The 22,737-nt window shown below is 72.1% G+C and carries 19 protein-coding genes; 7 read left to right on the top strand and 12 right to left on the bottom strand.

Features of this window, described 5'->3' with window-relative positions; translation table 11 throughout:
• Window positions 1-367: 367 nt before the first annotated feature.
• The 5 genes from recQ to E3O41_RS01630 form a co-directional block, all read right to left on the bottom strand.
• The gene (gene recQ, locus E3O41_RS01650; RefSeq protein WP_135012648.1) at window positions 368-2,359 is read right to left on the bottom strand and encodes a DNA helicase RecQ; all 1,992 of its coding nucleotides are present in this window, start codon (window positions 2,357-2,359) and stop codon (window positions 368-370) included.
• Window positions 2,360-2,793: 434 nt separating this feature from the next.
• Window positions 2,794-3,684, bottom strand: a complete 891-nt coding sequence (locus tag E3O41_RS01645) for a class C sortase (RefSeq protein ID WP_067026694.1) — start codon at window positions 3,682-3,684, stop codon at window positions 2,794-2,796.
• A gap of 41 nt (window positions 3,685-3,725) precedes the next feature.
• The gene (locus E3O41_RS01640; protein ID WP_135011889.1) at window positions 3,726-5,213 is read right to left on the bottom strand and encodes a SpaH/EbpB family LPXTG-anchored major pilin; all 1,488 of its coding nucleotides are present in this window, start codon (window positions 5,211-5,213) and stop codon (window positions 3,726-3,728) included.
• A gap of 74 nt (window positions 5,214-5,287) precedes the next feature.
• Window positions 5,288-7,387 (bottom strand): SpaA isopeptide-forming pilin-related protein, encoded by a 2,100-nt coding sequence (locus tag E3O41_RS01635; protein WP_135011887.1) that lies wholly within the window; start codon window positions 7,385-7,387, stop codon window positions 5,288-5,290.
• Window positions 7,384-8,616 (bottom strand): hypothetical protein, encoded by a 1,233-nt coding sequence (locus E3O41_RS01630; protein WP_067026688.1) that lies wholly within the window; start codon window positions 8,614-8,616, stop codon window positions 7,384-7,386. The genes E3O41_RS01635 and E3O41_RS01630 overlap by 4 nt, the downstream gene beginning before the upstream one ends.
• Window positions 8,617-8,843: 227 nt before the next feature.
• On the opposite strand from E3O41_RS01630, the gene E3O41_RS01625 reads away from it, so the two are divergent.
• From E3O41_RS01625 to E3O41_RS01605, 5 genes are all read left to right on the top strand, one after another.
• Complete coding sequence (locus tag E3O41_RS01625; protein WP_067026686.1) at window positions 8,844-9,212, top strand: GNAT family N-acetyltransferase; 369 nt, start codon at window positions 8,844-8,846, stop codon at window positions 9,210-9,212.
• A gap of 120 nt (window positions 9,213-9,332) precedes the next feature.
• On the top strand, window positions 9,333-10,316 hold the full coding sequence (locus E3O41_RS01620; RefSeq protein WP_218939255.1) for a pirin family protein: 984 nt from the start codon (window positions 9,333-9,335) through the stop codon (window positions 10,314-10,316).
• Between the two features lie 67 nt (window positions 10,317-10,383).
• A complete protein-coding gene (locus E3O41_RS01615) occupies window positions 10,384-10,947 on the top strand; it encodes an ECF transporter S component (RefSeq protein ID WP_135011883.1) in 564 nt (187 codons plus the stop codon).
• Between the two features lie 4 nt (window positions 10,948-10,951).
• Window positions 10,952-13,198, top strand: a complete 2,247-nt coding sequence (locus E3O41_RS01610) for an ATP-binding cassette domain-containing protein (protein WP_067026681.1) — start codon at window positions 10,952-10,954, stop codon at window positions 13,196-13,198.
• Between the two features lie 82 nt (window positions 13,199-13,280).
• Window positions 13,281-13,853 (top strand): YceI family protein, encoded by a 573-nt coding sequence (locus tag E3O41_RS01605; protein ID WP_067026679.1) that lies wholly within the window; start codon window positions 13,281-13,283, stop codon window positions 13,851-13,853.
• Between the two features lie 60 nt (window positions 13,854-13,913).
• Here E3O41_RS01605 and E3O41_RS01600 read toward each other — a convergent pair whose 3' ends face one another.
• The 7 genes from E3O41_RS01600 to E3O41_RS01570 all read right to left on the bottom strand — a co-directional run bounded on the left by E3O41_RS01600 (window position 13,914) and on the right by E3O41_RS01570 (window position 20,756).
• Window positions 13,914-15,965 carry a DEAD/DEAH box helicase gene (locus tag E3O41_RS01600; RefSeq protein ID WP_067026677.1) on the bottom strand — a complete coding sequence of 684 codons (2,052 nt, stop codon included), beginning with the start codon at window positions 15,963-15,965 and terminating at the stop codon, window positions 13,914-13,916.
• 407 nt (window positions 15,966-16,372) lie between these two features.
• The gene (locus E3O41_RS01595) at window positions 16,373-16,690 is read right to left on the bottom strand and encodes a hypothetical protein (protein ID WP_135011881.1); all 318 of its coding nucleotides are present in this window, start codon (window positions 16,688-16,690) and stop codon (window positions 16,373-16,375) included.
• Between the two features lie 68 nt (window positions 16,691-16,758).
• Entirely contained in the window at window positions 16,759-17,121 is a 363-nt protein-coding gene (locus E3O41_RS01590; RefSeq protein WP_135011879.1) for a hypothetical protein, read from the bottom strand.
• The gene (locus tag E3O41_RS01585; protein ID WP_135011877.1) at window positions 17,118-17,339 is read right to left on the bottom strand and encodes a hypothetical protein; all 222 of its coding nucleotides are present in this window, start codon (window positions 17,337-17,339) and stop codon (window positions 17,118-17,120) included. Before E3O41_RS01585 ends, E3O41_RS01590 begins: the two co-directional genes overlap by 4 nt.
• 31 nt (window positions 17,340-17,370) lie before the next feature.
• The gene (locus E3O41_RS01580; protein WP_067026671.1) at window positions 17,371-17,637 is read right to left on the bottom strand and encodes a hypothetical protein; all 267 of its coding nucleotides are present in this window, start codon (window positions 17,635-17,637) and stop codon (window positions 17,371-17,373) included.
• A gap of 183 nt (window positions 17,638-17,820) precedes the next feature.
• On the bottom strand, window positions 17,821-18,909 hold the full coding sequence (locus E3O41_RS01575) for a hypothetical protein (RefSeq protein ID WP_067026668.1): 1,089 nt from the start codon (window positions 18,907-18,909) through the stop codon (window positions 17,821-17,823).
• A 299-nt stretch (window positions 18,910-19,208) separates the two neighbouring features.
• Window positions 19,209-20,756 (bottom strand): variant leucine-rich repeat-containing protein, encoded by a 1,548-nt coding sequence (locus tag E3O41_RS01570; RefSeq protein WP_135011875.1) that lies wholly within the window; start codon window positions 20,754-20,756, stop codon window positions 19,209-19,211.
• A 209-nt stretch (window positions 20,757-20,965) separates the two neighbouring features.
• Here E3O41_RS01570 and E3O41_RS01565 point away from each other — a divergent pair, with 209 nt between their 5' ends.
• A complete protein-coding gene (locus tag E3O41_RS01565; protein WP_067026664.1) occupies window positions 20,966-21,754 on the top strand; it encodes a helix-turn-helix domain-containing protein in 789 nt (262 codons plus the stop codon).
• A gap of 50 nt (window positions 21,755-21,804) precedes the next feature.
• Window positions 21,805-22,725 (top strand): aldose 1-epimerase family protein, encoded by a 921-nt coding sequence (locus E3O41_RS01560; protein WP_067026662.1) that lies wholly within the window; start codon window positions 21,805-21,807, stop codon window positions 22,723-22,725.
• Window positions 22,726-22,737 lie beyond the last annotated feature (12 nt).

The raw sequence follows: 22,737 nt of genomic DNA, 5'->3' as shown, positions 1-22,737 counted from the left end.
TTCCCACGCCCCGCAGGGCCCCCTTGTGCGGTGCACCCGGCTCGCCATCGCGCCCGGGCCACATTCGGGGTCAGTATCGCGTCATATCGCTCGGCCTGTCTGCCGAGATATTTGTGCAGTACCCGGGGAGACAGGCGGTACCGTTTGTGGGCATCATCAATAACGCTGTGAATCGGCTGTCGATTCTCGATGAGCACCTGAGGAGCGGCGCGGACGACTGCACGGGCAGTCATGCCGCGAGATCACGCGGCTTCCACCGGGTCCGCGGCGCGCGGCCACGTGGTCCGGCGTCGCTCCGGGCGGGCGCCGTCGAGGGCGCGCGGAATCGGCCGGCGACACGCCGAGGCGGCCGTCGCGAGGGCGAGGGTCAGTGCGCGGCGATGACCTCAAGCACGGCGTCGCCGTACGCGTCGCGCTTCTTCGCGCCGATGCCCGTGATGCCGTCGAGGGCCGAGAGCGACGCCGGGCGGTGCTCCGCCAGCGCGCGCAGCGTGGCGTCGCCGAACACGATGTACGCCGGCACGCCCTGCTCGCGCGCCTGCTCGGCACGCCACGCGCGCAGCGCCTCGAACAGCGGGCGATCGTCGGGGGCGAGCTGATCGGCCGTCGACGCCTTGCGCGCGCCCCCGGCCGAGCGCGACACCCGGCCGATCACGTCGCGTCGCAGTCCGACCGGCGTCTCGCCGCGCAGCACCCCGGCGCTCGCCTCGCTCAGGGCCAGCGTGCCGTACTCCCCCTGCGCCACGAGCAGGCCGCGGGCGAGCAGCTGGCGGATGACGCTGCGCCAGTCCTGCTCAGACAGGTCATTGCCGATCCCGTACGTGGAGAGCTCGTCGTGCCGCATCTTGCGGACGCGGTCGGTGGCGGCGCCGCGGAGGATGTCGATGAGGTGGCCGGCGCCGAAGGCCTGATTGCGCTCGCGCTTGAGGCGCACGATCGTCGACAGCAGCTTCTGCGCGGGCACGAGGCCGTCCCAGACCTCGGGCGGCTCGAGGCACGTGTCGCAGTTGCCGCACGGCCCGGATTCCTGGCCGAAGTACGCCAGGAGGTTCTGGCGGCGGCACTCGACGGTCTCGCACAGCGCGAGCATCGCGTCGAGGTGCTGCTGCTGGCGCTGCTGGATGGCGCGATCGCCCTCGCCCTGCTGGATCATGCGGCGCTGCTGCACGACGTCGCCGAGGCCGTACGCCATCCAGGCGACCGCCGGCTCGCCGTCGCGGCCCGCTCGGCCCGTCTCCTGGTAGTAGCCCTCGACCGACTTGGGCAGGTCGACGTGCGCCACGAAGCGCACGTCGGGCTTGTCGATGCCCATGCCGAACGCGATCGTCGCCACGACGACGACGCCGTCCTCGCGCAGGAACCGGGACTGGTGGCGCGAGCGCGTGGCCGCGTCGAGGCCCGCGTGGTACGGGATGGCGTCGATGCCGTTGCCGGCCAGGAACGCGGCGGTCTCCTCCACCGACTTGCGGCTGAGGGCGTAGACGATGCCGGCGGAGCCCTCGGGCTGCGCGCGGATGAACGCCAGCAGCTGCTTGCGCGGCTCGGTCTTCGCCTCGATGCGGTAGCGGATGTTCGGACGGTCGAAGCTGGCCACGAAGTGCTTCGCGTCGGGCATGCGCAGCCGCTCGGTGATCTCGCGGTGCGTCTCGGGCGTGGCGGTGGCCGTGAGCGCCATGCGCGGCACGCCCGGGAACCGCTCGCCGAGCCCGCCGAGCGCCAGGTAGTCGGGCCGGAAGTCGTGGCCCCACTGGCTGACGCAGTGGGCCTCGTCGATGGCGATCACGCTGAGCACGCCCCGCTCGAGGAACCGCAGCGTGGCCTCGGAGTTCAGCCGCTCGGGCGCGACGTAGAGCAGGTCGAGCTGCCCCGAGACGTACTCGCGCTCGATCTGCGCCCGCTCGGCGGGGCTCTGGGTCGAGTTCAGGTACGCCGCGTTCACGCCGTTGGCGCGCAGCGCGTCGACCTGGTCGTGCATGAGGGCGATGAGCGGGCTCACCACGAGCCCGGTGCCCTCGCGGACGAGAGCGGGCACCTGATAGGTGACCGACTTGCCGCCACCGGTGGGCATCAGCACGATCGCGTCGCCGCCGCCGATCACCTGATCGACGATCGCCGCCTGGTCGCCGCGGAAGGCGTCGTAGCCGTAGACGGTCTTGAGCGCCTCGAGCGCCGAGGCGTAACGCGACGGACGCGCGGTCGGGAGCGCGGGCGGTTTCGGCTCCGTGCCGCGCGCCCCGCTCGACGAGCCGCCGGCGGGCGAGTCGCCGGGGGCACCGCCCCAGGTGACCGCGCCGCCCTCGTAATCGGGCTCCCAGTACTCGTCGCCGTACGGGTCCGCCGGCGGCTCCGCGGGCGGCATCCATCCGTCGTCGGGGAAGCCGTAGGGCGCGCTCGTGGTCACCCCTCCAGCGTAGGCGCGGCCTCCGACAGGGGCCGCGGACAATCCACAGGCATGCCCGAGCCGAGGGCGATCGCGCGAGGCGAGGGCGATTCCGCGGATGGGGTCGGATCTCGGGCGATTGCCCTCGGCTCGGGCAGGGCCGGAACGAGCCGACCCGCCCGGCATGGGGTCCGGGCGGGTCGGGGGCGGATCGTCAGCGCGCGTGGCGGCGGGAGCCGAGGACCGGGACTCCCAGGCCGGCGGGCATCATGCCCAGCGCGATCCCCACCGAGGCGAAGTTCCGGTCTTCGCCCGGTGGGTGCGGAGCAGCCCGCCGCTGCACGATCCGCGGGGCCGCCCGCGAGGCCGATCGGGGGGGATCTCGACCTCGCGGACGGGGTATGTGGCGTTGGTCATCGTGTCGCCTTGTCCAGTGGGGGCTCATTGCGGCGCGTGACCTTCACGACCGCGTAGCCCCAGCCGCCGAGAGCGCCGGCGGCCGCGATCATCCACCACGGGAACGGGATGCTCTGCGTCTCGACGACCTCCGCCGCCTGCTCACCGGCATTCGGCACCCGCTCGGCCTGGACGATCAGGCGGTGGGTGTTGATGCCGATCGGCGTGCAAGTGACGAGCGTGAGCAGGTCGCGTCCCGGTTCGACCGCGAGATCCGCGATGTCCGTGGGCGTGACACGGTCGATGAGGACGATGCGGTAGGTCATGGTGCGGCCGAGCGTGGTGACGATGATCTCGTCTCCCCGCTCGACCTCGTGCAATGCCGTGAACATGGCCGCCTGCGGAAGCCCGGAGTGGCCGGTGATCACCGCGTGGGTGTCGCTGCCGCCGACCGGCAGCGACGATCCGTAGAGGTGGCCGGCGCCGCGGTGCAGGGTCTCGTCGGTGGTGCCGTGATACACGGGCAGGTCGATGCCGACCGAGGTGATCGTGACGCGGGACATGACGCCCTCCGGATCGAGCGCAAGCTGGTCGAGGTAGCGGTAGGCCGCCTCGTCCATCGGCACCTCGCTCGCGCCCGGGGTGTTGCTGAACGGGTCGATCACGAGTCCCTGCACGCCGTCGCTGTTGTACTGCTCCGCCGCGGCCAGCGCAGCATCCCGCGCCTCGGGGTCGATCTGCTCCACTCGCTCCATGTAGGCGTCGAGCTGGCCGTCGGTCGTGAGTGCGGCGAACCAGGTCGCGCCGCTGGGGTAGAGCAGCAGCCCCACGCCCAGGAGGGCGAGCACGAGCAGCGCGACCGGTCCGCGCCGGGACGCGCGCGCGCCCGGCGCCGGCGGGGCGGCCACGGGGGCCGTCCCGACCGGGGCACCGGGCGAGCGTCGCATCGTCAGGCGGCGTGCTGGGCCGCGGCGCGGCGGCGGCCGGCGACCAGCGTCAGGGTGCCGAGGGCGACCACGATGGTGGCGGCACCGGCGGTGAGGAAGATGGCCGTGCCCGAGCCACCCGTGAGGGGCAGCATGAAGGCGGGCACCTGCGCGTTCGCGATGGTCGCGACCGTGGCGTCCGCCACCGCACCCGCGGTGACCTCCACCTCGATCGGCTTGCTGCCGACCACGTAGCCCGCGGGGGCCTTGGTCTCGACGAGCCAGTAGGTCACGGCGGCGTCGTCCTCACCGGCACGCAGCACCGTGAGCGCCTTGCCGGTGTCGTCGGTCGTGAGGCCGGTGATGATCGGCTGCGCGCCCTGGGACGTGGGGTCCACGGCGTAGACCGAGAACTCGGCGCCCGCCAGCAGCTTCGCGTTGTCGCCCTCAGCGTGCTTCACGATGCTCACGGCACCCCACTCGGTGTCGGCGCCCTCGGAGGTGGTGCCGTTCTCAGGCGTGCGGTCGTTTGCCGGGGTGTTGACCCAGACGGTGGCGTCGTTGGTGATGGTGCCGTCACCGAGGTCGAGCACGGTGGTGCCGAGCACCAGCTTCACCTGGGCGGCAGGGCTGGCGGCGTTCAGCTTGGCGAGGCCGTCAGGCAGGAACTCCACGGTCACCTCGCCCGAGCTGCCCACCGCGGGTGCGGTCAGCGTGTAGTCGGTGTCCTTGACGAGGGGCGTCGCGGTGCCGTCGACCAGGCTCACGGTCGCCGATCCGAAGCCGAGGCGCGCGTCGAGCGCGTCCCCGACCGCGTAGTCGGTGTACGTGGTGCCGTCGGGGAGCGTCGGGACGGCGGACTCGATGGTCCACGTGACGGTGTCGCCGAGCTGGTGGGCCGCCGAGTCGTCCGCGGTCTTGGTGATCGCGTTCAGCGCGTTCTTGGGGTACACGTGCACGTCGTAGTTGAAGACGCCGGCTCCGTCGGGCTGGGGCAGCGTCACGAGGAACGGCACAGCCGGCGCGGCGATCTCGTTCGAGCCGGGGTCGGTCTCCTGCACGAGGTAGACGCCGACCTCGACGTCCGGATCCGCGAGGGTGAACTCGCCGTTTGCGTCCGTCGTCGTCTTCGCGGTGTCCACGGCCGTTCCCAGCGTGTATGCCCCATCGTTCGCGGCGACGCTGGCGAGCACCTTGTCCGCCGTCAGGCCGTTAACGGCCTCCCAGCCGGCGTTCGTCGACAGGTCGATCGAGGTGACCTCCTGTACCGAGAACACGACGCCGTCGAGCGGGGTGCCGACGGGGTCGACGATCTCGTGGCCGTCGTTGTCGCCGAGCGTGCCCGAGTCGGGCTGCACGTACTTGTGGACGGTCAGGGTCACGTCGGCGCTCGCGTCGAGGTTTCCCTCCGCCGCGAGGGCGGGGCCCGCGACTCCGACGGCGGCGAAGAGGCCGACGCCGAGTGCGGCGGTGATGCGCCGCAGGAGCTGGCGCGGGCGGGTGGTGGACATGGTGTCCCTCTCTTTCTGGGTGCTGTTGCTGGTGGTGGTGATTCGGTGGCTCCGGTGGATCCGGATGTCGTGCGTCACGATCTGTCCTCTCTGGTCGTGTTGCGACGGGTGATGTGCCGGGCGCCGAGCCCCGCGAGAGCGAGGAGTGCGGCGCCGGCGGCAAGGTAGGGAGCGGGTCCGGTGGACCCCGCGACGGGAAGGGTGATGACGCGCTGCTGGTTGGCGATCGATCCGCCCGAGACGTGCAGGCGTTCGAGGGCGATCGTCACGGTGAGGGAGGCCGGCGGCGAGCCGAGCGTGTAGCCCGGCGCGGGCGTCACCTCGGTGACGGTGTATTCCCCGACCTGCAGCCCCTCGACGAGGAACTCGCCGTCGGCGTCGGCGTCGGCGACGATCAGCGGGTCGTCAGCGGGATGCCCGGGGCCGACCAGCTCCCACACCGATCCACCGACGGGAATCCCGTCGACTTCGATGATGGTCACGCTTCCGGCCGCGATCTTCGTCCAGGAGATGCTGCCGAGCGGCTGGAAGCCGGCATCGACGTAGGGCACCTCGTCGTTCTCGATCGTGAGAGAGAGCGTCCCGGTCACGGCGGTGTCGGGATCGACGTCGGAGTCGAACGGCTCCGACTCCACGGTGCTGCCGCCCACGTCCTGCGGCACGCCATGGTGGTCCGCCGGGACGTCGGTGAAGGCGACGGTGTAGTCGCCGAGGGGCACGTCGTCGAACAGGTAGCTGCCGTCTGCGGCGGTGGCCGTGGTCGCGACTTCGACGCCCGCGGCGTCGCGCAGGGTCACGGTGATACCCGCGAGGGGATCGTCGCCCGCTTCGCGCACGCCGTCGCCGTCGTAGTCGCGCCACGCGAGCCCGGAGATCCAGCCCGCGTCGTCGACCGGCACCTCGTCCGAGTCGGGGGCGGAGGTGACGCGGTCACCGCCGCCGGCGGGCGGGTCGCCCGCCGCGGTCGCAGTGTTCAGCACCGCACCGGCCGCGATATCCGCTTCTACCACGGTGTACTCCGCGGTGCACACCGTGTCGGCATGCGCTGCAAGCTCCGTCGCGGGGCATGCCACCGTGACGCGGTCGTCGTTCACCGCGACGTCCGTGAGCGCAACGTTGCCCGTGTTCGTCACCGTGAAGGCGTAGGAGATCACGTCGCCGACGTCGGCGAGCCCGTCCACATCCGCGTCGGATGTCAGCGTGCCCTCCTTGTCGATCGTGAGCGCGGGGGCCATCCGCTCATCGCGGAAGGCGCTGATCGGGAACGCCGTGCCGGCGTTCGCCGCGTCGATGGTCACGGTGGCGGAGTGCACATCGTCGGGCAGCAGGTAGCCGACCGGCGCGGTGGTCTCCTCCCAGTAGTACGTGCCCCAGTCGAGGTCGGTCGCGGACGCGGTGCCCTTCTGTCCCGTGGCCACGGTCACGACGGCTGTGTCGTCGGCGCTGGGCCCATCGGCCGTGACGTCGCGCCACAGCGTGAACTGGGCGCCCTCGAGCGGCGCGTCGGTCGCGTCGTCGACCTTGCTCACCTCGAGCACGCTCAGGATCCGCGGGTCGGCGAACGCGACGTCGTGCGAGAGCGCGGTGGCGCCGATCGTCACGCTGAGGGGCGAGTCGGGATCGACCAGATAGCCGGTGGGCGGCGTGACCTCCTCCACGAAGTACGTGCCCCAGGCCAGGCCCGCCCATCGCGCCGCGCCGCCGGTGGTGGTGGTGACCTCACCGACGCGCGTGTCCTGCGCGGGCTCCAGGGTCGCGTCGCCGTCGTCCAGCCAGAGCTGGAACGTGGCCCCGTCGAGCGGCTTGTGCGTGGAGGCGTCGGTCTTGATCAGGTCGATGTCGCCCGTGAGGCGCGGGTCGTTGAACGCATCGGAGATCGCGACGTCCGGGCTGTCCTGCGTCACCTCGAAGGTGCGCACGGCATCCTCGGGCAGGCCGTAGCCGGCCGGCGGGATGGTCTCGGTGACCGTGTACGTGCCGATGGGGAGCTCCGCGATCGCGACCTCTCCCGCGTCGGCATCGAGGTCGCCGATGCCACCATCGACGACGGTGCGGGTGGTGAACAGATCCGCGGCCGGTCCATCGGTGGCGGTGATGACGAACGTCGCTCCACCGACTGCGTCACCGCTCGACGCGTCGACCTTCGACCAGGCGGCGGTGCCGAGCCGGTTCACGACGTCGAGCGTGTACGAACCGCTGTAGTCGACCGTGACGGTCTGCGGCGTCGCATCGAGGATGTAACCGGTGGCGCAGCCGTCTCGGTGATGGTGTAGGTGACACCGGGGCGCGCGTCGCCGAGGGTCAGGGTGCCGTCCGCCACGCCGTCGGCGTCGCCGGCACCACCGTCGGTGATGGCGAGGCTCGCGGCGGTGGAGAGGGGCGTCGGGTCGGGCGCGACCGTGAACGAGGCGCGGGCGACCGGGCTGGCGGCCTCATCGACCTTGCGGATCGTCAGGTCGCCGCACTCATCGTCGAGGCCGATCTCGAACGGCTCGACGTACTCTCGCAGCGCCGAGTTGATCGACCCTCCCGTCGCGTTGCGCACCGCCAGCGTCGAGGCTTCGACGCCGGGGCAGCTGGGCGTGCTGAGAAGCGCCGACAGATTGATCGCCACCTCGCCGAACAGGCCGGCGGTGAGCGTGCGCTCGTCGAGCGTGGTGATGGTCGACGTGTTCGAGGCGGCGTGCACAGGGCTGTCTGCCGCGATCGGCTGCGCGATCCATCCGGATCCGTCCCAGGCGTGCGCCCCGTCCACCGCGAACCCCGAGCCCGAGTAGGTGCCGATGATCAGCAGGTCGCCCACCGATCGCACGGGCATCTCGTACCCGGCGGCGTTCACCGCGGACGGCAGCTGGCTCAACTCGAACTGGAACGTCATGGTGCCCGACGCGACGGCGCGCTCGAAGCCGATGTACAGCCACTGGCTGTGGTCGACGAACGCGCTGTGGCCGTAGACATTGCCGATGTCGTTCGCGGCCGGGCTGATCTTGCCGGTGGTGAGGGTCTGCGACGGTGCGTTGACCGCGTTCGAGCCCCCCGCGAAGTAGGTGTCGGCGCTGGATCCCAGGGGGTCGATCGCGCGCGGCTGCGGGGCGAGCTCGGGCGAACTCCAGTCGATGCCACCCTCGGTGCCGGCCTGCATGTCGCCGTCGATCTCGAAGCCGCCGTACAGGGCGGCCATCGCCGGCTCCCCTACCGTGACGACAGAGACGCCGGCGACCGCCGTGCCCCCGAGCACCGACAGTGCGACCAGCGTGGCGACCGACGCCAGGGCACGCGGGTGGCGGCGCGCAGCGTGATCCGCGGCGCGGGGCGCGGCCGCGACCTGCGAAGGCACGCGCCCGGTGGTGAGCGCGCGCAGAAGCCGAGCCGTGGCGGCGATGATGCGTCCTCGTGCGTGCATGGTCCTGTGTCCTCGTTGCTCCCGCGGTGCGGGTTCCGGAGAGCCCGCCCGGATGCGGATCCCTCCGTCATCGACAATGCGCGCGCGACTGCCCACGCAGACGGCCTGGGTGGCGGAGCTAGGTGCCAGGGGGCCCGTCCTGGGTGCTGCCCGGGCGGCCTGAGTACGTATCGCCTCGCACTGATGCGGGCTTCCCTCACCCCGCGGCGGGTCGTAGCGTGGGCGGTATGACGACCGAGACCACCGTCGAGCGCGACGACGACCAGAGCCGCTACGAGCTGTACGTGACCGACACGGCCGACTCCGGGTCGACGCCGGAGGGATCGACCCTCGCCGGCTACGCGGAGTTCGTGCAGGGCGACGGCGTCATCCGCTTCACGCACACCGTGATCGACCACGCCTTCCGGGGTCGCGGCCTCGGCGACGTGCTGGCGGCCGAGGCCCTCGCCGACGTGGCCCGCCGCGGCGACACGATCGTGCCGCTGTGCCCGTTCATCGCCAAGTACCTCACCGAGAACGAGGTCGCGGGCGCGATCGTGAAGTGGCCGCACGGCACGCCGCAGGACGCGGCCACCCCGCCCGAGCAGCCCGCCTGATCCGCATCCCGGCAACCCGCCCGCCCGCCCGATCCGCGAGACTGCACGTACGCGCCGAGACAGCGTGCAGCGTCAGCTGTTTCGGCGCGGGGATGCAGTCTCGCTGAGAGGATGGGCCGCATGACGCGCTACGACGCCGACACCCGCGTGGACGGCGGCTCCACGAGCTGCGACGGACCCCGCACCCTGCTGCTGGAGCCGCGCAAGGTGCCGCTCGGGGGCATCCGCGCCATGGACGTGTCGCGGTCGCTCCCGCAGCGCGATCTGCCGCTCGTGGGCGCCTGGTGTTTCCTGGATCGCTTCGGGCCGCAGGTGGCCATGATGCGGGTCGATCCGCATCCGCACATCGGGCTGCAGACCGTGACGTGGCCGCTCGTGGGCGAGGTGCATCATCGCGACGCGGTCGGGTCGGACGTGGTCATCACCCGCGGCCAGCTCAACATCATGCCGGCGGGCGCGGGGATCAGCCACTCCGAGTACTCGGTCGGCGACGAGCCGGGGCCCATCGATGCCCTGCAGCTGTGGATCGCGCTGCCCGAGGGGGCGCGCCACCAGGATCCGCACTTCGAGCAGCACCGCGCGCTGCCCTCCGCGCGACTGACGGCGACCGAGGGGGCCGACCCGTCCGTCACGGTCGTGGTCGGATCGTTCGCCGGCGTCACGTCGCCGGCGGCCGTGTACACGCCGATCATGGGCGCGGAGATCTCGCTCGCCCCGGGTTCGCGGGTGCGGCTGCCGTTCGTGCCCGATTGGGAGTACGCGATCGTGCACGTCGACGGCGACGTCACGGTGCACGACGGCGCCGACGGCTTCCCGCTGCAGCAGCTCGACCTGCTCTACCTGGGCGTGCACCGCGACGGCATCGAGGTGTCCTCCCAGGGCGGCGCGATGATCTTCCTGCTGGGCGGCGAGCCGTTCGGCGAGGAGATCATCATGTGGTGGAACTTCGTGGGCCGCAGCCACGAGGAGATCGTCGAGGCGCGCGAGCAGTGGGAGGCGCACGACCCCCGCTTCGGCAGCGTGCCGGGTCACGATCGCGACGACCGCACCCCCGCCCCTCCCCTGCCGAACGTGCGGCTGACCACCCGCAAGCGCCGGGTCTGACGCGGCCCGTCACTCACCGCGCCCACTCACGGCGCTCGCACCGGCGCGCGGCCAATAGGCTCGAGGCGTGAGCAAGCGCGGGGTCATGCAGACGCGGGTGCTGCTCGTGTGCGCCGCGATCGCCGTCGCCACGGGAGTGCTCGGCGGGATCGAGGGGTGGCTGACCATCCCGGTGCTGGCCGCCGCGCCGTTCCTGTACGGCTTCCTGCTGGGGGTGCACGCGCTGCCGGGGATCATCGCGCAGGAGCTGTTCCGGATGCCGTGGGTGGCGCTGCTCACGCACGTGCTCGCCGGCCTCGTGGGCGCCGCGATCGCCCCCGTCTACGTGCCGCAGTTCCTCGGCACCGCGCTGCTGTTCGGCGCGATCCAGGAGGGCGTCGCCGCGATCTTCCGCTACCGGGCGTGGAGCTGGTGGCGGTACCTGATCTCGGCGCTGCTGATCGGCGGCGTCATCGCGTTCGTCGTGGCGATGGCGGCCGACCTCGACGAGCTGCCGGGCTGGGCGCAGGCGCTGTACCTCGCCCTGTCGCTGCTGGGACCGGTGGCCTGGACGCTGGTCGGCCTGTGGGTGGCGCGGGGCCTGGAGCGGGCGGGCATCACACCGGGCGCCCACCGCTCCGCCGTACGCTGATCGGATGACCGATGCCCCGCTCGCCGCGCTCGCGCGCGTCGGGGTCACGCACCTCGGGGCCGACCGGCCGTCGCCGCGCGAGGTCTCGCTCGAGATCCGTCCCGGCGAGCTGGTGCTGCTGCTGGGACCGAGCGGCAGCGGCAAGTCGACGCTCGCGCTCACGCTGAACGGCCTCATCCCCCACGCCCTCGATGCCGACGTCGACGGCACCGTGCGCATCGACGGGCGCGACGCGGCGGAGATGACCCCCGCCCAGGCCAGCACGCGCGTGGGCATGGTGTTCCAGGATCCCGATGCCCAGATCGTCACCTCGACGGTGCTCGACGAGGTCGCGTTCGGGCTGGAGAACCTGCTGCTGCCCGTGCCGGAGGTGCTCGAACGCAGCGAGAGCGCGCTGCGGCGCATGGGGCTGTGGGAGCGGCGGCACGACGACCCGGCGGTGCTGTCGGGCGGCGGGCGGCAGCGGCTGGCGATCGCGTGCGCCCTGGCGATGCGCGCCCCGCTGCTCGTGCTCGACGAGCCCACGGCGAACCTCGACGCGGCGGGCGCCGCCGAGGTCTCCGCGGCGCTGGCCGAGCTCGTCGCCGACGGCGAGCAGGCGGTGCTGCTCATCGATCACGACCTCGAGGCGGCGCTCCCGCTCGCGACCCGCGTGGTCGCCCTCGACCGCGAGGGGCGCGTGGCCCTGGACGGCGAGCCGCGCGCGCTGCTGCGCGAGCACGCCGACGAGCTGCGCGCGCTCGGGGTGTGGCTGCCGGACGACGCCCCGGAGCGGCCCGCCGCGTGGACGCCCACGGCGGAGATCGCCGTCTCGGCCCGCGGGCTCACGGTGATGCGCGACCGGCGCGCCCTGATCCGCGACGTCTCGCTCGAGATCCCCGCGCGGTCGTTCACGGCGATCGTGGGGCCGAACGGGGCGGGCAAGACCACGCTGGCGCAGGCGCTCGCGGGCGTGGTCCCGCCGCCGCGCGGCACCGTGCGCGTGGCCGGGCTGGACGCCGGCTCCGCCCCGCCGCCGCGGCTGGCGGAGCACGTCGGCTTCGTGTTCCAGAACCCCGAGCATCAGTTCATCGCCCACACGGTGCGCGGCGAGCTCGCGCACAGCCTGCGCCACCTCGAGGCCGCCGAGCGCGATCGCCGGGTGGCGGAGGCGCTCGAGCGATTCGATCTGACGGGGCTGGAGGATCGGCACCCCTTCCGCCTCTCGGGCGGGCAGAAGCGCCGCCTCTCGGTCGCGACGGCGCTCGTTGCCGGCGCGGACCGCCCGGGCGGCGTGCTCGTGCTCGACGAGCCGACGTTCGGTCAGGACCGCGCCCGCGCCGAGGAGCTGCTGCGGCTGCTCGACGAGGTGCACCGCGGCGGCGCGACGGTCATCGTCGTCACCCACGATCTGCGCCTCGTCGCCCGCCACAGCACCCACACGGCCGTGATGGACGACGGGCGGCTCGCCGCGTTCGGGCCGACGGCCGAGGTGCTGCCCGCCGCCCGCGCGCTGCTCACGCGCCGGGCGACGGGAGACGCGCCGCGCGCGGCCGCCGACGCGGCCCCCACCCGCGCCGCGCCCCTGGAGCGCCTGAACCCGCTCGCGAAGCTGGCCGCCGTGACCCCGGCGCTGGCGGCGCTCGTCTTCACCCGCGACATCCTCACGCCGGCGCTGTTCCTCGCCGCCGCCTACGCGGCCGTGCTCATCGGCGCCCGGCGCGATCGGCGTGCGGCGCTCTGGCTCGCGGTCACGCTGCCGGCGATCGTGCTCGTGCTCGCCGCCGGGTTCTCGCTGTGGACCGCCCCCGCCACCGGGCTGGCGACCGCGCTGCGCCTCGCCGCCCTGCTGGCGATCGCTCTCGTGCCCGGCCTGACGACGGAGGGCCCCGACGTCGTGCGCGCGCTCGTCGCGCAGCTGCGGGTGCCGTACCGGGTGGGGTACGCGGCCCTCGCCGCGTACCGCTTCGTGCCGCGGCTGCGTCACGAGCGGGCGGTGATCCGGGCCGCGCACCGGGTGCGGGGCGGCGGCTCCGCGCTGAGCCGCGCCGTCGGATCGCTCATCCCGCTGCTGGCCGGGGCCATCCGGCACGCCGAGCGCGTGGCGCTGGCGATGGACGCGCGGGCCTTCGGCGCCCACCCCGAGCGCACCGAGCGCCACCCGATCCCCTGGCGCCGGCGCGACGGCGCGGCGGTCGCGATCGGCTGGGCCGTCACGGCCGCGCTGCTGGCCGCACCGGCCCTCGCGAGTGGATTCTCCGGCGGAATGTGACACCATGATCCCGGCTCCGGAACCCACCGGGGCCACGGGGGGCCATGCGGCGGTCACGTCGCCAGACAGGGGAGAACGACAGATGACGGACTTCGATCCGGCCTACGCCGGAACGTGGATCATCGATCCCGCGCACTCGCGCTTCGGCTTCGCCGTCAAGCACGCGATGGTCTCGAAGGTGCGCGGCGCCTTCCACGACGTCGCCGGCACGGTGACGGTGGGCGAGGGCGGCGCCTCGGACGCGCACGTGGAGATCACGGTGCAGGCGGCGAGCGTCAGCACCGGCAACGAGCAGCGCGACGCGCACCTGCGCACCGGCGACTTCTTCGAGGCCGACACGTACCCGGAGATCACCTTCGTCTCGACGGGGATCGACGAGGTGGGCGACGACGCCTTCATCGTGCTGGGCGACCTCACGATCAAGCAGACGACCAAGCACGTCAGCATCCCGCTCGAGCTGACCGGCATCGGCCGCGATGCCGACGGCAAGCTGCGCGCCGGCTTCGAGGGCACGCGGCGGATCGATCGCCGCGAGTTCGGCCTCGAGTGGCAGGTGCCGCTCGATGCGGGCGGCGTGCTCGTCTCCGAGCGCATCACCCTCGAGTTCGAGCTCAGCCTCATCCACCTCGAGGGCGACGACGCACCGAGCGCCTGAGACACGAAAGAAGGCAGGCCGCCCCGATCGGGACGGCCTGCCTTCTGCGTGTGAGCCCGCTTACGCGGTCAGCTCCTCGACGGTCATCGCGCCGGCCAGCTCCTCGATGAGGTCGTCGCCGGGGCGCACCTCGTCGAAGGGCGCCTGGATCTCGGCGCGCTGCAGCATCTCGGTCATGCGGCGGCGGCGCTGACGGGTGATCAGCGTGACGACGCGGCCCGAGTTGCCCGCGCGGCCGGTGCGGCCGGCGCGGTGCAGGTACGTCTTGTACTCGTCCGGGGCGTCGGCCTGGATCACCAGGTCGACGTCGTCCACGTGGATGCCGCGCGCGGCCACGTCGGTGGCGACGAGCACGCGGGCGCGGCCCTTCATGAAGCGCTCGATGTTGCGCGTGCGCTTGGCCTGGTTCAGGTCACCGTGCAGCGAGATCGCGTCGATCCCGGCGTCGTCGAACTGCTCGGCGAGCATCTCGGCGAAGGCGCGGGTGCGGGTGAACACGAGGGTCTTGCCCTCGCGGTCGACGAGCGCGTCGAGGATCTCGGCCTTCGAGCGCTGGTCGACGACGAGCACGCGGTGATCGATCGTGCCGGTCTCCTGCGTCTCGCCGGCGACCTCGTACACCTGCGGGTCGACGAGGAACTCGTCCACCAGCGCGGCGACCTCGCGGTCGAGCGTCGCCGAGAAGAGCAGCTTCTGGCCGCCCTCGCTCGTCAGGCGCAGGATGTCCTGCACGGGCTCGAGGAAGCCGAGCTCGCACATGTGGTCGGCCTCGTCGAGGACCGAGATCTGGATCTGCGAGAGGTCCAGCTTGCCCTGGCGCTGCAGGTCGCCGATGCGACCGGGGGTGCCGATGATGATGTCGACGCCCTTCTTCAGCGCGCCCACCTGGCGCGCCTGGGGCACGCCGCCGTAGATCTGCGTGGTGAACAGGCCCACGCTGCGGGCGATCGGCTGCACGGTGCGGTCGATCTGCAGCGCCAGCTCGCGGGTCGGCGCCATGATCAGCGCGACCGGCGAGCGGCCGAAGGCGCGCTTCTGGCCGGCCTGGGCGCGGAGCACCTTCTCGACGAGCGGGGCGCCGAAGGCGATCGTCTTGCCGGAGCCGGTACGGCCACGGGCGAGCACGTCGCGACCCTCGAGGATCGACGGGGCGGTCGACGCCTGGATCGGGAACGGCTTCGAGGCACCGAGGTCGGCCAGGGCGCGGACGATGTTGTCGCCCAGGCCGAGGTCGGCGAAGGTCATCTCGGTGACGTCCTCGGCCTGCACGGCCTGCGCCTCGAGGCGCTCGTGGACGACATCGATCTGCTCCTCCTGCTGCTTGGTGCGCACGGGGGCCTCGCGGCGCTCCTGCCAGGCGCGCTCGCCGTCGTTCTGGCGGCGGGCCGGGCGCTCGGCGTCGAACTCGCGGCGGGCGGGGCGCTCGTCGCGATCGAAGCGGCGGGCCGGACGGTCGTCGCGGTCGAAGCGCGGGCGCTCGTCGCGAGCCGGGCGGTCGTCGCGGTTGTAACGGGGGCGGTCGCCCTCGAAACGGCGGGCCGGACGCTCGTCGCGCTCGTAGCGGGGGCGCCCGGTGCGCTCGCCGTACGCGCGGGCGGGGCGGTCGTCGCGGTTGAAGCGGGGACGCTCGCTGCGCTCGCCGTACGTGCGGGCCGGACGGTCGTCGCGGTCGAAGCGCGGGCGCTCGTCGCGGGCCGGACGGTCGCCGTAGCTGCGGGCGGGGCGGTCGTCGCGGTTGAAACGCGGGCGCTCGTCGCGCGCCGGGCGCTCGTCGCGGCGGAAGCCACCGGCGCGCTCGGGACGGTCGCCGTACGTGCGGCGCTCCCCCGCGGGACGGTCGCCGTAGGTGCGGCGCTCGCCGCGGTCGTTCGTGCGGTCGAAGCGGCCGGCGCGGTCGTCGCGACGGGGACCGTCGAAGCGGCGCTCGCCGGTCGAGCCAGTGCGCTCGTCGCGGGCACCCGTGCGGGCGCCGCGGTCGTCGGCCGACCAGCGGGGCTTGCGCTCGTCATCGCGACCGTGGCCGCGGAACGGGCCTCCGGTCGACTTCTTCGCGTAGCGCGGGTCGAAGTTCTTCGGGGCGCGGGCGCCGGATCGATTGGTGTTCTTGGGCATGCGAAAGTACGCACCTTCCATAGGTGTTCTGCGGCCACATCAGGACCACACACACCCGCGCATACATACGCGGCATCCCAAAGCCGACGTATCAGAGTATCCAACGTGCCTGGGAGAAAGCCTGTGCGGCCGGGCACCCACCTCGGCCGTGCCGATCAGTACGCGCGGTGGCCGCAATAGGGACACGTGTGGGCGCGCCGCGGATGGAGCTGATCGGTGAAGATCCGATGCCCCTGCGGGCAGGTGCTCTCCCGTCGCCACGTGCCGTGCGGTGTCTTGGCCGCCACGGCGACGCCGCCGGACCCTCTGCGTGAGCCGGCGCTCACCGAAAACGGCGCAGGGATGTCCTGTGGCATTGCTAGTGTCCGTTCCATCCGGGTCATGGGGAGATCGGGTTCGGCCGGTTCTCAGACCGAGTTCTTCCATCCGGAATCTTCGGAAGAGCCGGACGCGGCGGATGTTCGCCGCCCGGCGATGACTGCATCCAAGGACGTCGTGGTTCCCAACAAGGGCGTGACGCCTTCTTCCGGCGTGAACGCCTCCACCGCGAAATAGGTGGCGATCGGGTCCGTATATCGGCCGCCATATGCCCCAAGGAATCGCCGGGCTTCCTCCGGAGCGGCTGGGGCCTGGGACGGAATGGCCTCGAGGATCGGAAAAGCCTGTTCCGGTTCTGGTGCACAACCGGCGAGCACGGTCGTCAGTGCGACCGCGACGAGGGGCACAGAAGCGGACGCGCACGAATCCTCGTCACGCCTCGTCCGCGCGGATGGTCGGCGTCGCGCGCGGCACCTCAGAGCACCCCCAGCAGCACCGGCAGGATGCCGAGAGGTGATGCGGTCGCCACCCAGAACACGATCGACGCGATGATCGTGGCGAGGGGAAGGAACTTCGAGCGACCGCTCGAGATGGCGCGCAGCAGGAACAGCCCGCCGACCGCGATCCCTGCGATGGGGAGCAGGATGGCCAGGATGAACCCCGCGTACATGAGGCCCGTGTAGATGAGGTCGGAGACGCTGTTCTTCAGGCCCTCCGCGAGCTCCTGCCGCGCATCGCGGGCCATGGAGCTCAAGGACAGCGGGTTCTCCGGAGCGGGTGTCGGCGCGTTCGCCTCGGAGCCGCGCATCGGCTCGTGGGTCCCCGGCACGTCGCTCATCGGCCGGGGCCGTTCTGGGAGGAGCTGCCCGACTCGAGCGCGGCCGCCTTGCGGAAGCGGCCCCCGAGCCAGAGCAGCGCGGCCGAGATGACGCCGAGGATCACAAAGGGGACGAGTTCGTTCGGGTAGTAGCCGATGATCACCATCTTGATCAGGAAGACGGCGACGCCGATCCCCCCGAGCGCGATCAAGAGCCAAGCGATTGCGGACTTCGACATGCGGGTTCTCCTTCTGGGGTGAGGAACGCGGCTACTGGCGCTCGAGGGTCACGAGGGGCTCGCCGGACTGACTCATGACGACGGCGGTGTCGTTGCCGTCGAATCGGACGAGGTAGCTGGCTTCGTTCGGCGGCTGGCTCACCACCAGGACGTATGCGCCGTCGTTCTCCTCGCTGCCGAGCGTGCACGTCATGCCGCCGCCGATGTCCAGCGGCTGGCCGGCGTTGTAGTACATGCCCGTGCAGCTGCCGTCCTCGGCGATCGTCTTGACTCCGGAGCCGTCGTCCGGTTGCCACACGCCGACCAGGCTCGGTGTTCCCCCGCTGCATCCGGCCGCCAAGAGAGGCGCGCCGAGAAGGACTGTGAGCTGGCCTGCCAGTCGCGCTGCCCGGCGATACTTCCGCCACACGCGCGATGTGCGGGGGTCGCTCACCTGCTGATCGAGACTCATGAACTTCACTCCTTCTGCCTGTTCGTTCAGCTACGAGACGTTTTTCGGAAGGTCTTCAAGCGGTGGAGGGCCGTGCGGGTGGACGATCAGCGTGGCGCCGTCCCACCACTCATTCAGTTCGCTGTAGGTCCGGAGAAGGGTCCATGTCTCGTCCCGTAGCACTGGTATCAGGTCCGTGTCGGTCTCGACCGCCCCGCGTTCCTCTGAGGCAGGGTCGCGCTCACCGGTCGCCGCATCGATGATGTCGAGGCCCCCGCTCGACCGCATCCACACCCTGCCGTCGTACTGAGCGAGAACGCGGATGCCCTCCAGCGCCTCGGCCGCCTCAGGCCAGAGCTCGAACACGACCTGTCCGTTCGGATCCACGGACCGGAACGCCGGCTGACCTTCGACGTAACCCCCGCTGTCGTTCGCATACGCAAGGCTGAACCCACCATCCAGCGCGTCGACGGCTACCGTCCGGAATGCGTCATATTCCACCGCTCCCGTCGAGAGACTCCGGACTCGGTCCACCTTCATTCCGCTGCCCGGTGGATATTCGGACGCGACGATCGCCGTCGCCGTGGCTGGCCCCCAGTCCGACGGCTCGTCCACCGCCCATCCCAGGGCGCCGCTCGCGGGGTCGACCTGCTGCATCCTGGACTGCCAGTTGAGGATCACCTGGCCGTCCGTCGCTACGTGCGGGTCGGATTCGCCAGCTTCTGTCTCAGAGAGGTGGGACCAGACGGTGGCGCGCGAGTCGATGTCCACGCCCGCGAGGATCCACTGCTCCCCTGACATCGTGACGATCACGAGCATGCCGTCAACGAGACTCACGCTGGCGGCCGCTTCGGGCTCGAATGTCCACCCGGTGTCCTCCCCGCGCCCCGTCAGTGCCGTGTCCAACGGCCCGTCGTCGATGATCAGGCCGTCTGAGCTGAAGGTCGTCAGCTTGAGATAGGGCGGCGGCTGAGACAACCCCGATGACTCCGTCGTCACATACGACACGGCCGCGATGACCGGCGGCGCTGTGGCGCTCTGTTCGACCGCATATCGCGTCGCGGATACGGTCTCGTCCGGGTCGCTGGGAACGCGCAGCTCCGACGGAACGCCCGTTGAGACATCGAACGCCGTTGCCACACCGTCATCGTCCACCGAGACCAGAACATGCCGACTGCGCTGCGAAGGGGGCATCACGTCCGGGATGCTGAAGCTCGACGTGATCACGGAGGTCGACGGCGTCGGCGACGGTGACGGCTCCGGCACACTCGTGCTCGGTCGGGTGAGATCCGATGGACGTGGGGACTCTACAGCCACCAGATCTGTCTCATGATCCGATGAGCAGGCCGCCATCGTTGCGACAAGCAGCGCTGCGCAGGCAGCAACGGCGAGCGACCGCGCCCCACGAGCGGGCACACCCGGTGACCGTTTCCCCGTCCTCACTTCGTTCCCCAGAGCTCGGAGAGGTCGCCGTCGGACGCCGCCTCGGCGTACCCCGGGAGGGCACGCGCGACGGCGTGGGCGACGGTCCGCAGCGCGCTCACCTGCCAACCGCCGTCGACCGGCACGGCGACGATCGCGGGGTCATCCAGCGCGAGCAGCTCGGCGCCGGCCCATCCGTCCGAGAGGCAGACCCGCCCGCCCCAGCCCACGTCCTCGAGACACTCCCCCTGGATCCGGTAGGTGCGCTGCCCGTACGTGTCGGTCCACGTCCAGCCCAGATCTTCGACGCGGAGGTACGCGGCCCCGTCGCGGTCGACCGAGGGGGCGCGCACCGGATCGAAGGTGAGCGACACCTGCGATCCCATCGTCGTGTTCCCGGTGCGCAGCATGCCCATGACGGCGTCGCCGTAGATCGCAACGAGCCGGCGCTCGGGCAACGGCAGCGTCTCGGCCCACGAGAGCGAATCACCGCTCATCATCCACGCACCGAGGCCCTTCAGCGCGGCGTCGAGCGCGGCATCCGGCGAGGCCGAGGCACGCGGCTCCGGGACCCAGTCGCCGAGCACCCGGTCGCGCTCGGCGAGAGCGTCCGGTCCCGGACCGATCGCCAGCACCAGGGACTGGCGGATCCACAGGTCGGCCAGCGTCAGCACCGGGCTGATGTACCAGCCGCCCTCATCGACGGCCACCATCGACAGCGGCGGCACGATCCTGTCACCGCCATCGGGGCCGAGATCCAGCGTGAGCGGCAGCGTACCGCCGAGATCCGCGGTCAGCGCCGCCCGGGCGCTGACCATGCTGTCCTCGATCGCGCTGCTGTCGCTTCCCCACGAGGCGGCCGTCGCGCGGTCGAGCGGCTCGGCGAACGCCCGCAGGGCATCCGCCACGCGAGCCGGGTCGCCGTCGATCGACACCGAACCGCCGACCGCGGTGACGCGGACGACCCCGGGCGCGATCTCCTGCTCCGCGAACTCGAGATCCGCGAACGTCACCTCGGTGTGATCGGCGAGTGCGGCCACCATCCGCTCGTAACTGTCGCCTTCCGACTCGATCTGCAGGGCGTTCTCGAGCACATCACCCAGTCCCGCCATCTCGCTCGGCGCGAGGGCTCCGAACAGGGCCCGCGCGTCACCCGCCTGAACGGCCGCGAGCGCACGCTCGGCCGCCGCGGTCGGCGTCCCTGATCCGGCCGGCCGGAGCAGGGTCCACGCCACGGCCGCGCCGGCGACGAGCAGCAGGACCGCTCCCGCCGCCACGGCGCCGATCGCCCAGCCCCGGCGCCGGGCGGGCGGGCGACGGCGGCCGGGCTCACGGCGAGCCGTGGCGGCCGCCGCCACCGGAAGCGGCGGCGGGGGCGTGCGACGCAGCGCCACGGCCGAGCGGGCATCCGCGTCGCCATATCGCTCGAGCCAGTCCAGCAACGCACCGTACGCGTTCGGGTGCGCGGCGATCTGCGCGCCGAGCTCGGGCCGCTCCATGGCGAGCCTCGCCAGCTCCTCCGCGGTGGTCGTCGCCGAAAACGGCGCACGGATGTCCTGTGGCATTGCTAGTGTCCGTTCCATCCGGGTACATGGGGAGATCCCCCGTGATGTCCGGGCATCGGTGGGATCAGTCGGGACACTAGCGACGGGTTCAGCCGGTTCTCAGACCGAGTTCTTCCATCCGGAATCTTCGGAAGAGCCGGACGCGGCGGACGCTCGCCGCACCTCGCACCATCGCCTTGTTCAGCCCCTCCCCTCCCAGGACGATCACGATGACGATGCCCGGACCCGACGCCGACTCCCTCGCCGTCCTCGCCGCAGACCTGCGGGCCCTCCGCCTGCGCGCGGGCAGCCCGACCCTCACGCGCCTGCAGGCCGACTCCGGCATCTCCAAGAGCGGCATCTCCGACGCCCTCAACGGCAAGGCGCTGCCCTCCGCGCGCACGCTCGACGGGATCGTGCGCGCGCTCGGCGCGGAACCGGCCGAGTGGCTGGCACGGCGCGATGTCCTCGCCCGTGCCGGCGTCGCGCCGGCGGCGGCAACGGCTCCGACGGAGGCCGTCGAGCCCCGCACCCGCCGCCGCATCGGGCTCGGCACCGCCGTGGTCATGTCGATCGCGAGCCTGATCGTCGGTGCCGGCGGTTCGGCCGCCGCGACGTACGCGATCGTCACCTCGATCCCCGCCGAGCAGGCCCCGCGCATCGCGGTCGCCACGGGTTCGGAGCCCGCCCTGACCCCCTGCGTCGACGACGCCGCGGTGGCCACCGCGGCCACCGGGCCCGAGAACTCGCTGCTCGAGATCGTGTGGTCGGACAAGTGCCAGGCCGGCTGGGGTCGGATCACCCGCTTCGACGAGAAGTTCGCCGGGAACACCGTGACCGTCGCGATCTACCCCCAGACCGCTCCCGACGGCCCCGATCGCCAGGAGGTGACCGAGCACGACGTGCAGGGCGGGTACACGACGCTCGTGGTGCGCCCGACGCCCGACACCCTGCTGTGCGCCGAGGGCAGCTACACGGTCGGCGAGGAGGACGTCGTCATCGGCGAGATCTGCATCTGACGTGGCTGATGCCCGCGCGCGGTGGCCGCGCCGCGCCGTAGGCTGACCGCATGAGCGAAGCCATCGACCCGACCGGCACGCAGATCCACCTCCGCCACCGGGGGGCTCACGGCGAGGTGAGCGCCACGATCACACAGGTGGGCGCGTCGATGCGACAGCTCGCCGTGGGCGGCACGCCGCTCGTCGCGGACTTCCCCACCGGCACGCCCGCGCCCTCCGCCTCGGGCGTGGTGCTCGTGCCGTGGCCCAACCGCGTGCGCGACGGCCGCTGGGCCCACGACGGCCGCGAGCTGCAGCTGGCGATCACCGAGCCGAAGTTCCACAACGCGATCCACGGCCTGCTCCGCTTCGCGCCCTACGCGATCGAGGCCGACGAGTCGAGCGCGACGCTCACCGCGACCGTCTACCCGCAGACCGGCTACCCGTTCGCGCTCGAGACCTCGGTGACCTACGCCCTCGCGGACGACGGCATCCGCGTCACGCACGTGCTGCGCAACGCCGGTAGCGAGCCGGCGCCCGTCGCGCTCGGCGCGCACCCGTTCTTCACCGTGGGCGACGCCGACCCGGCCGACGTGGTGCTCACGAGCACGGGCGACACGTGGATCGAGACGGACGAGCGGATGCTTCCCGTCGCCGAGCACCCGGTCGCGGGCGACATCGACCTGCGCGAGGGCCGGCGCCTGGGCGACGGCATGATGGACCGCTGCTACACCGGTCTGCGGCGCGACGCGGACGGCCTCGCGCGCACCACCCTCACGGCCCCCGACGGACGGCGCACCGTGCTGTGGCAGGGCGAGGGCATGGACTTCACGCACGTCTTCATCACCGACACCTACCCGGGACGACCCCTCGCGGTCGCCATCGAGCCGATGACGGCCCCGGCCGACGCGTTCAACTCCGGCCGCGGGCTGCGCGTGCTCGCCCCCGGCGAGGAGTGGACGCTGGAGTGGGGGGTTGCCCTCGAGGGCTGACCCCCACCCCGG

The sequence above is a fragment of the Microbacterium sediminis genome, assembly GCF_004564075.1.
Classification (GTDB): Bacteria; Actinomycetota; Actinomycetes; order Actinomycetales; family Microbacteriaceae; genus Microbacterium; species Microbacterium sediminis.
Note: the sequence above shows the minus strand (reverse complement) of the source record. Positions and strands in the feature narration are given on the sequence as shown.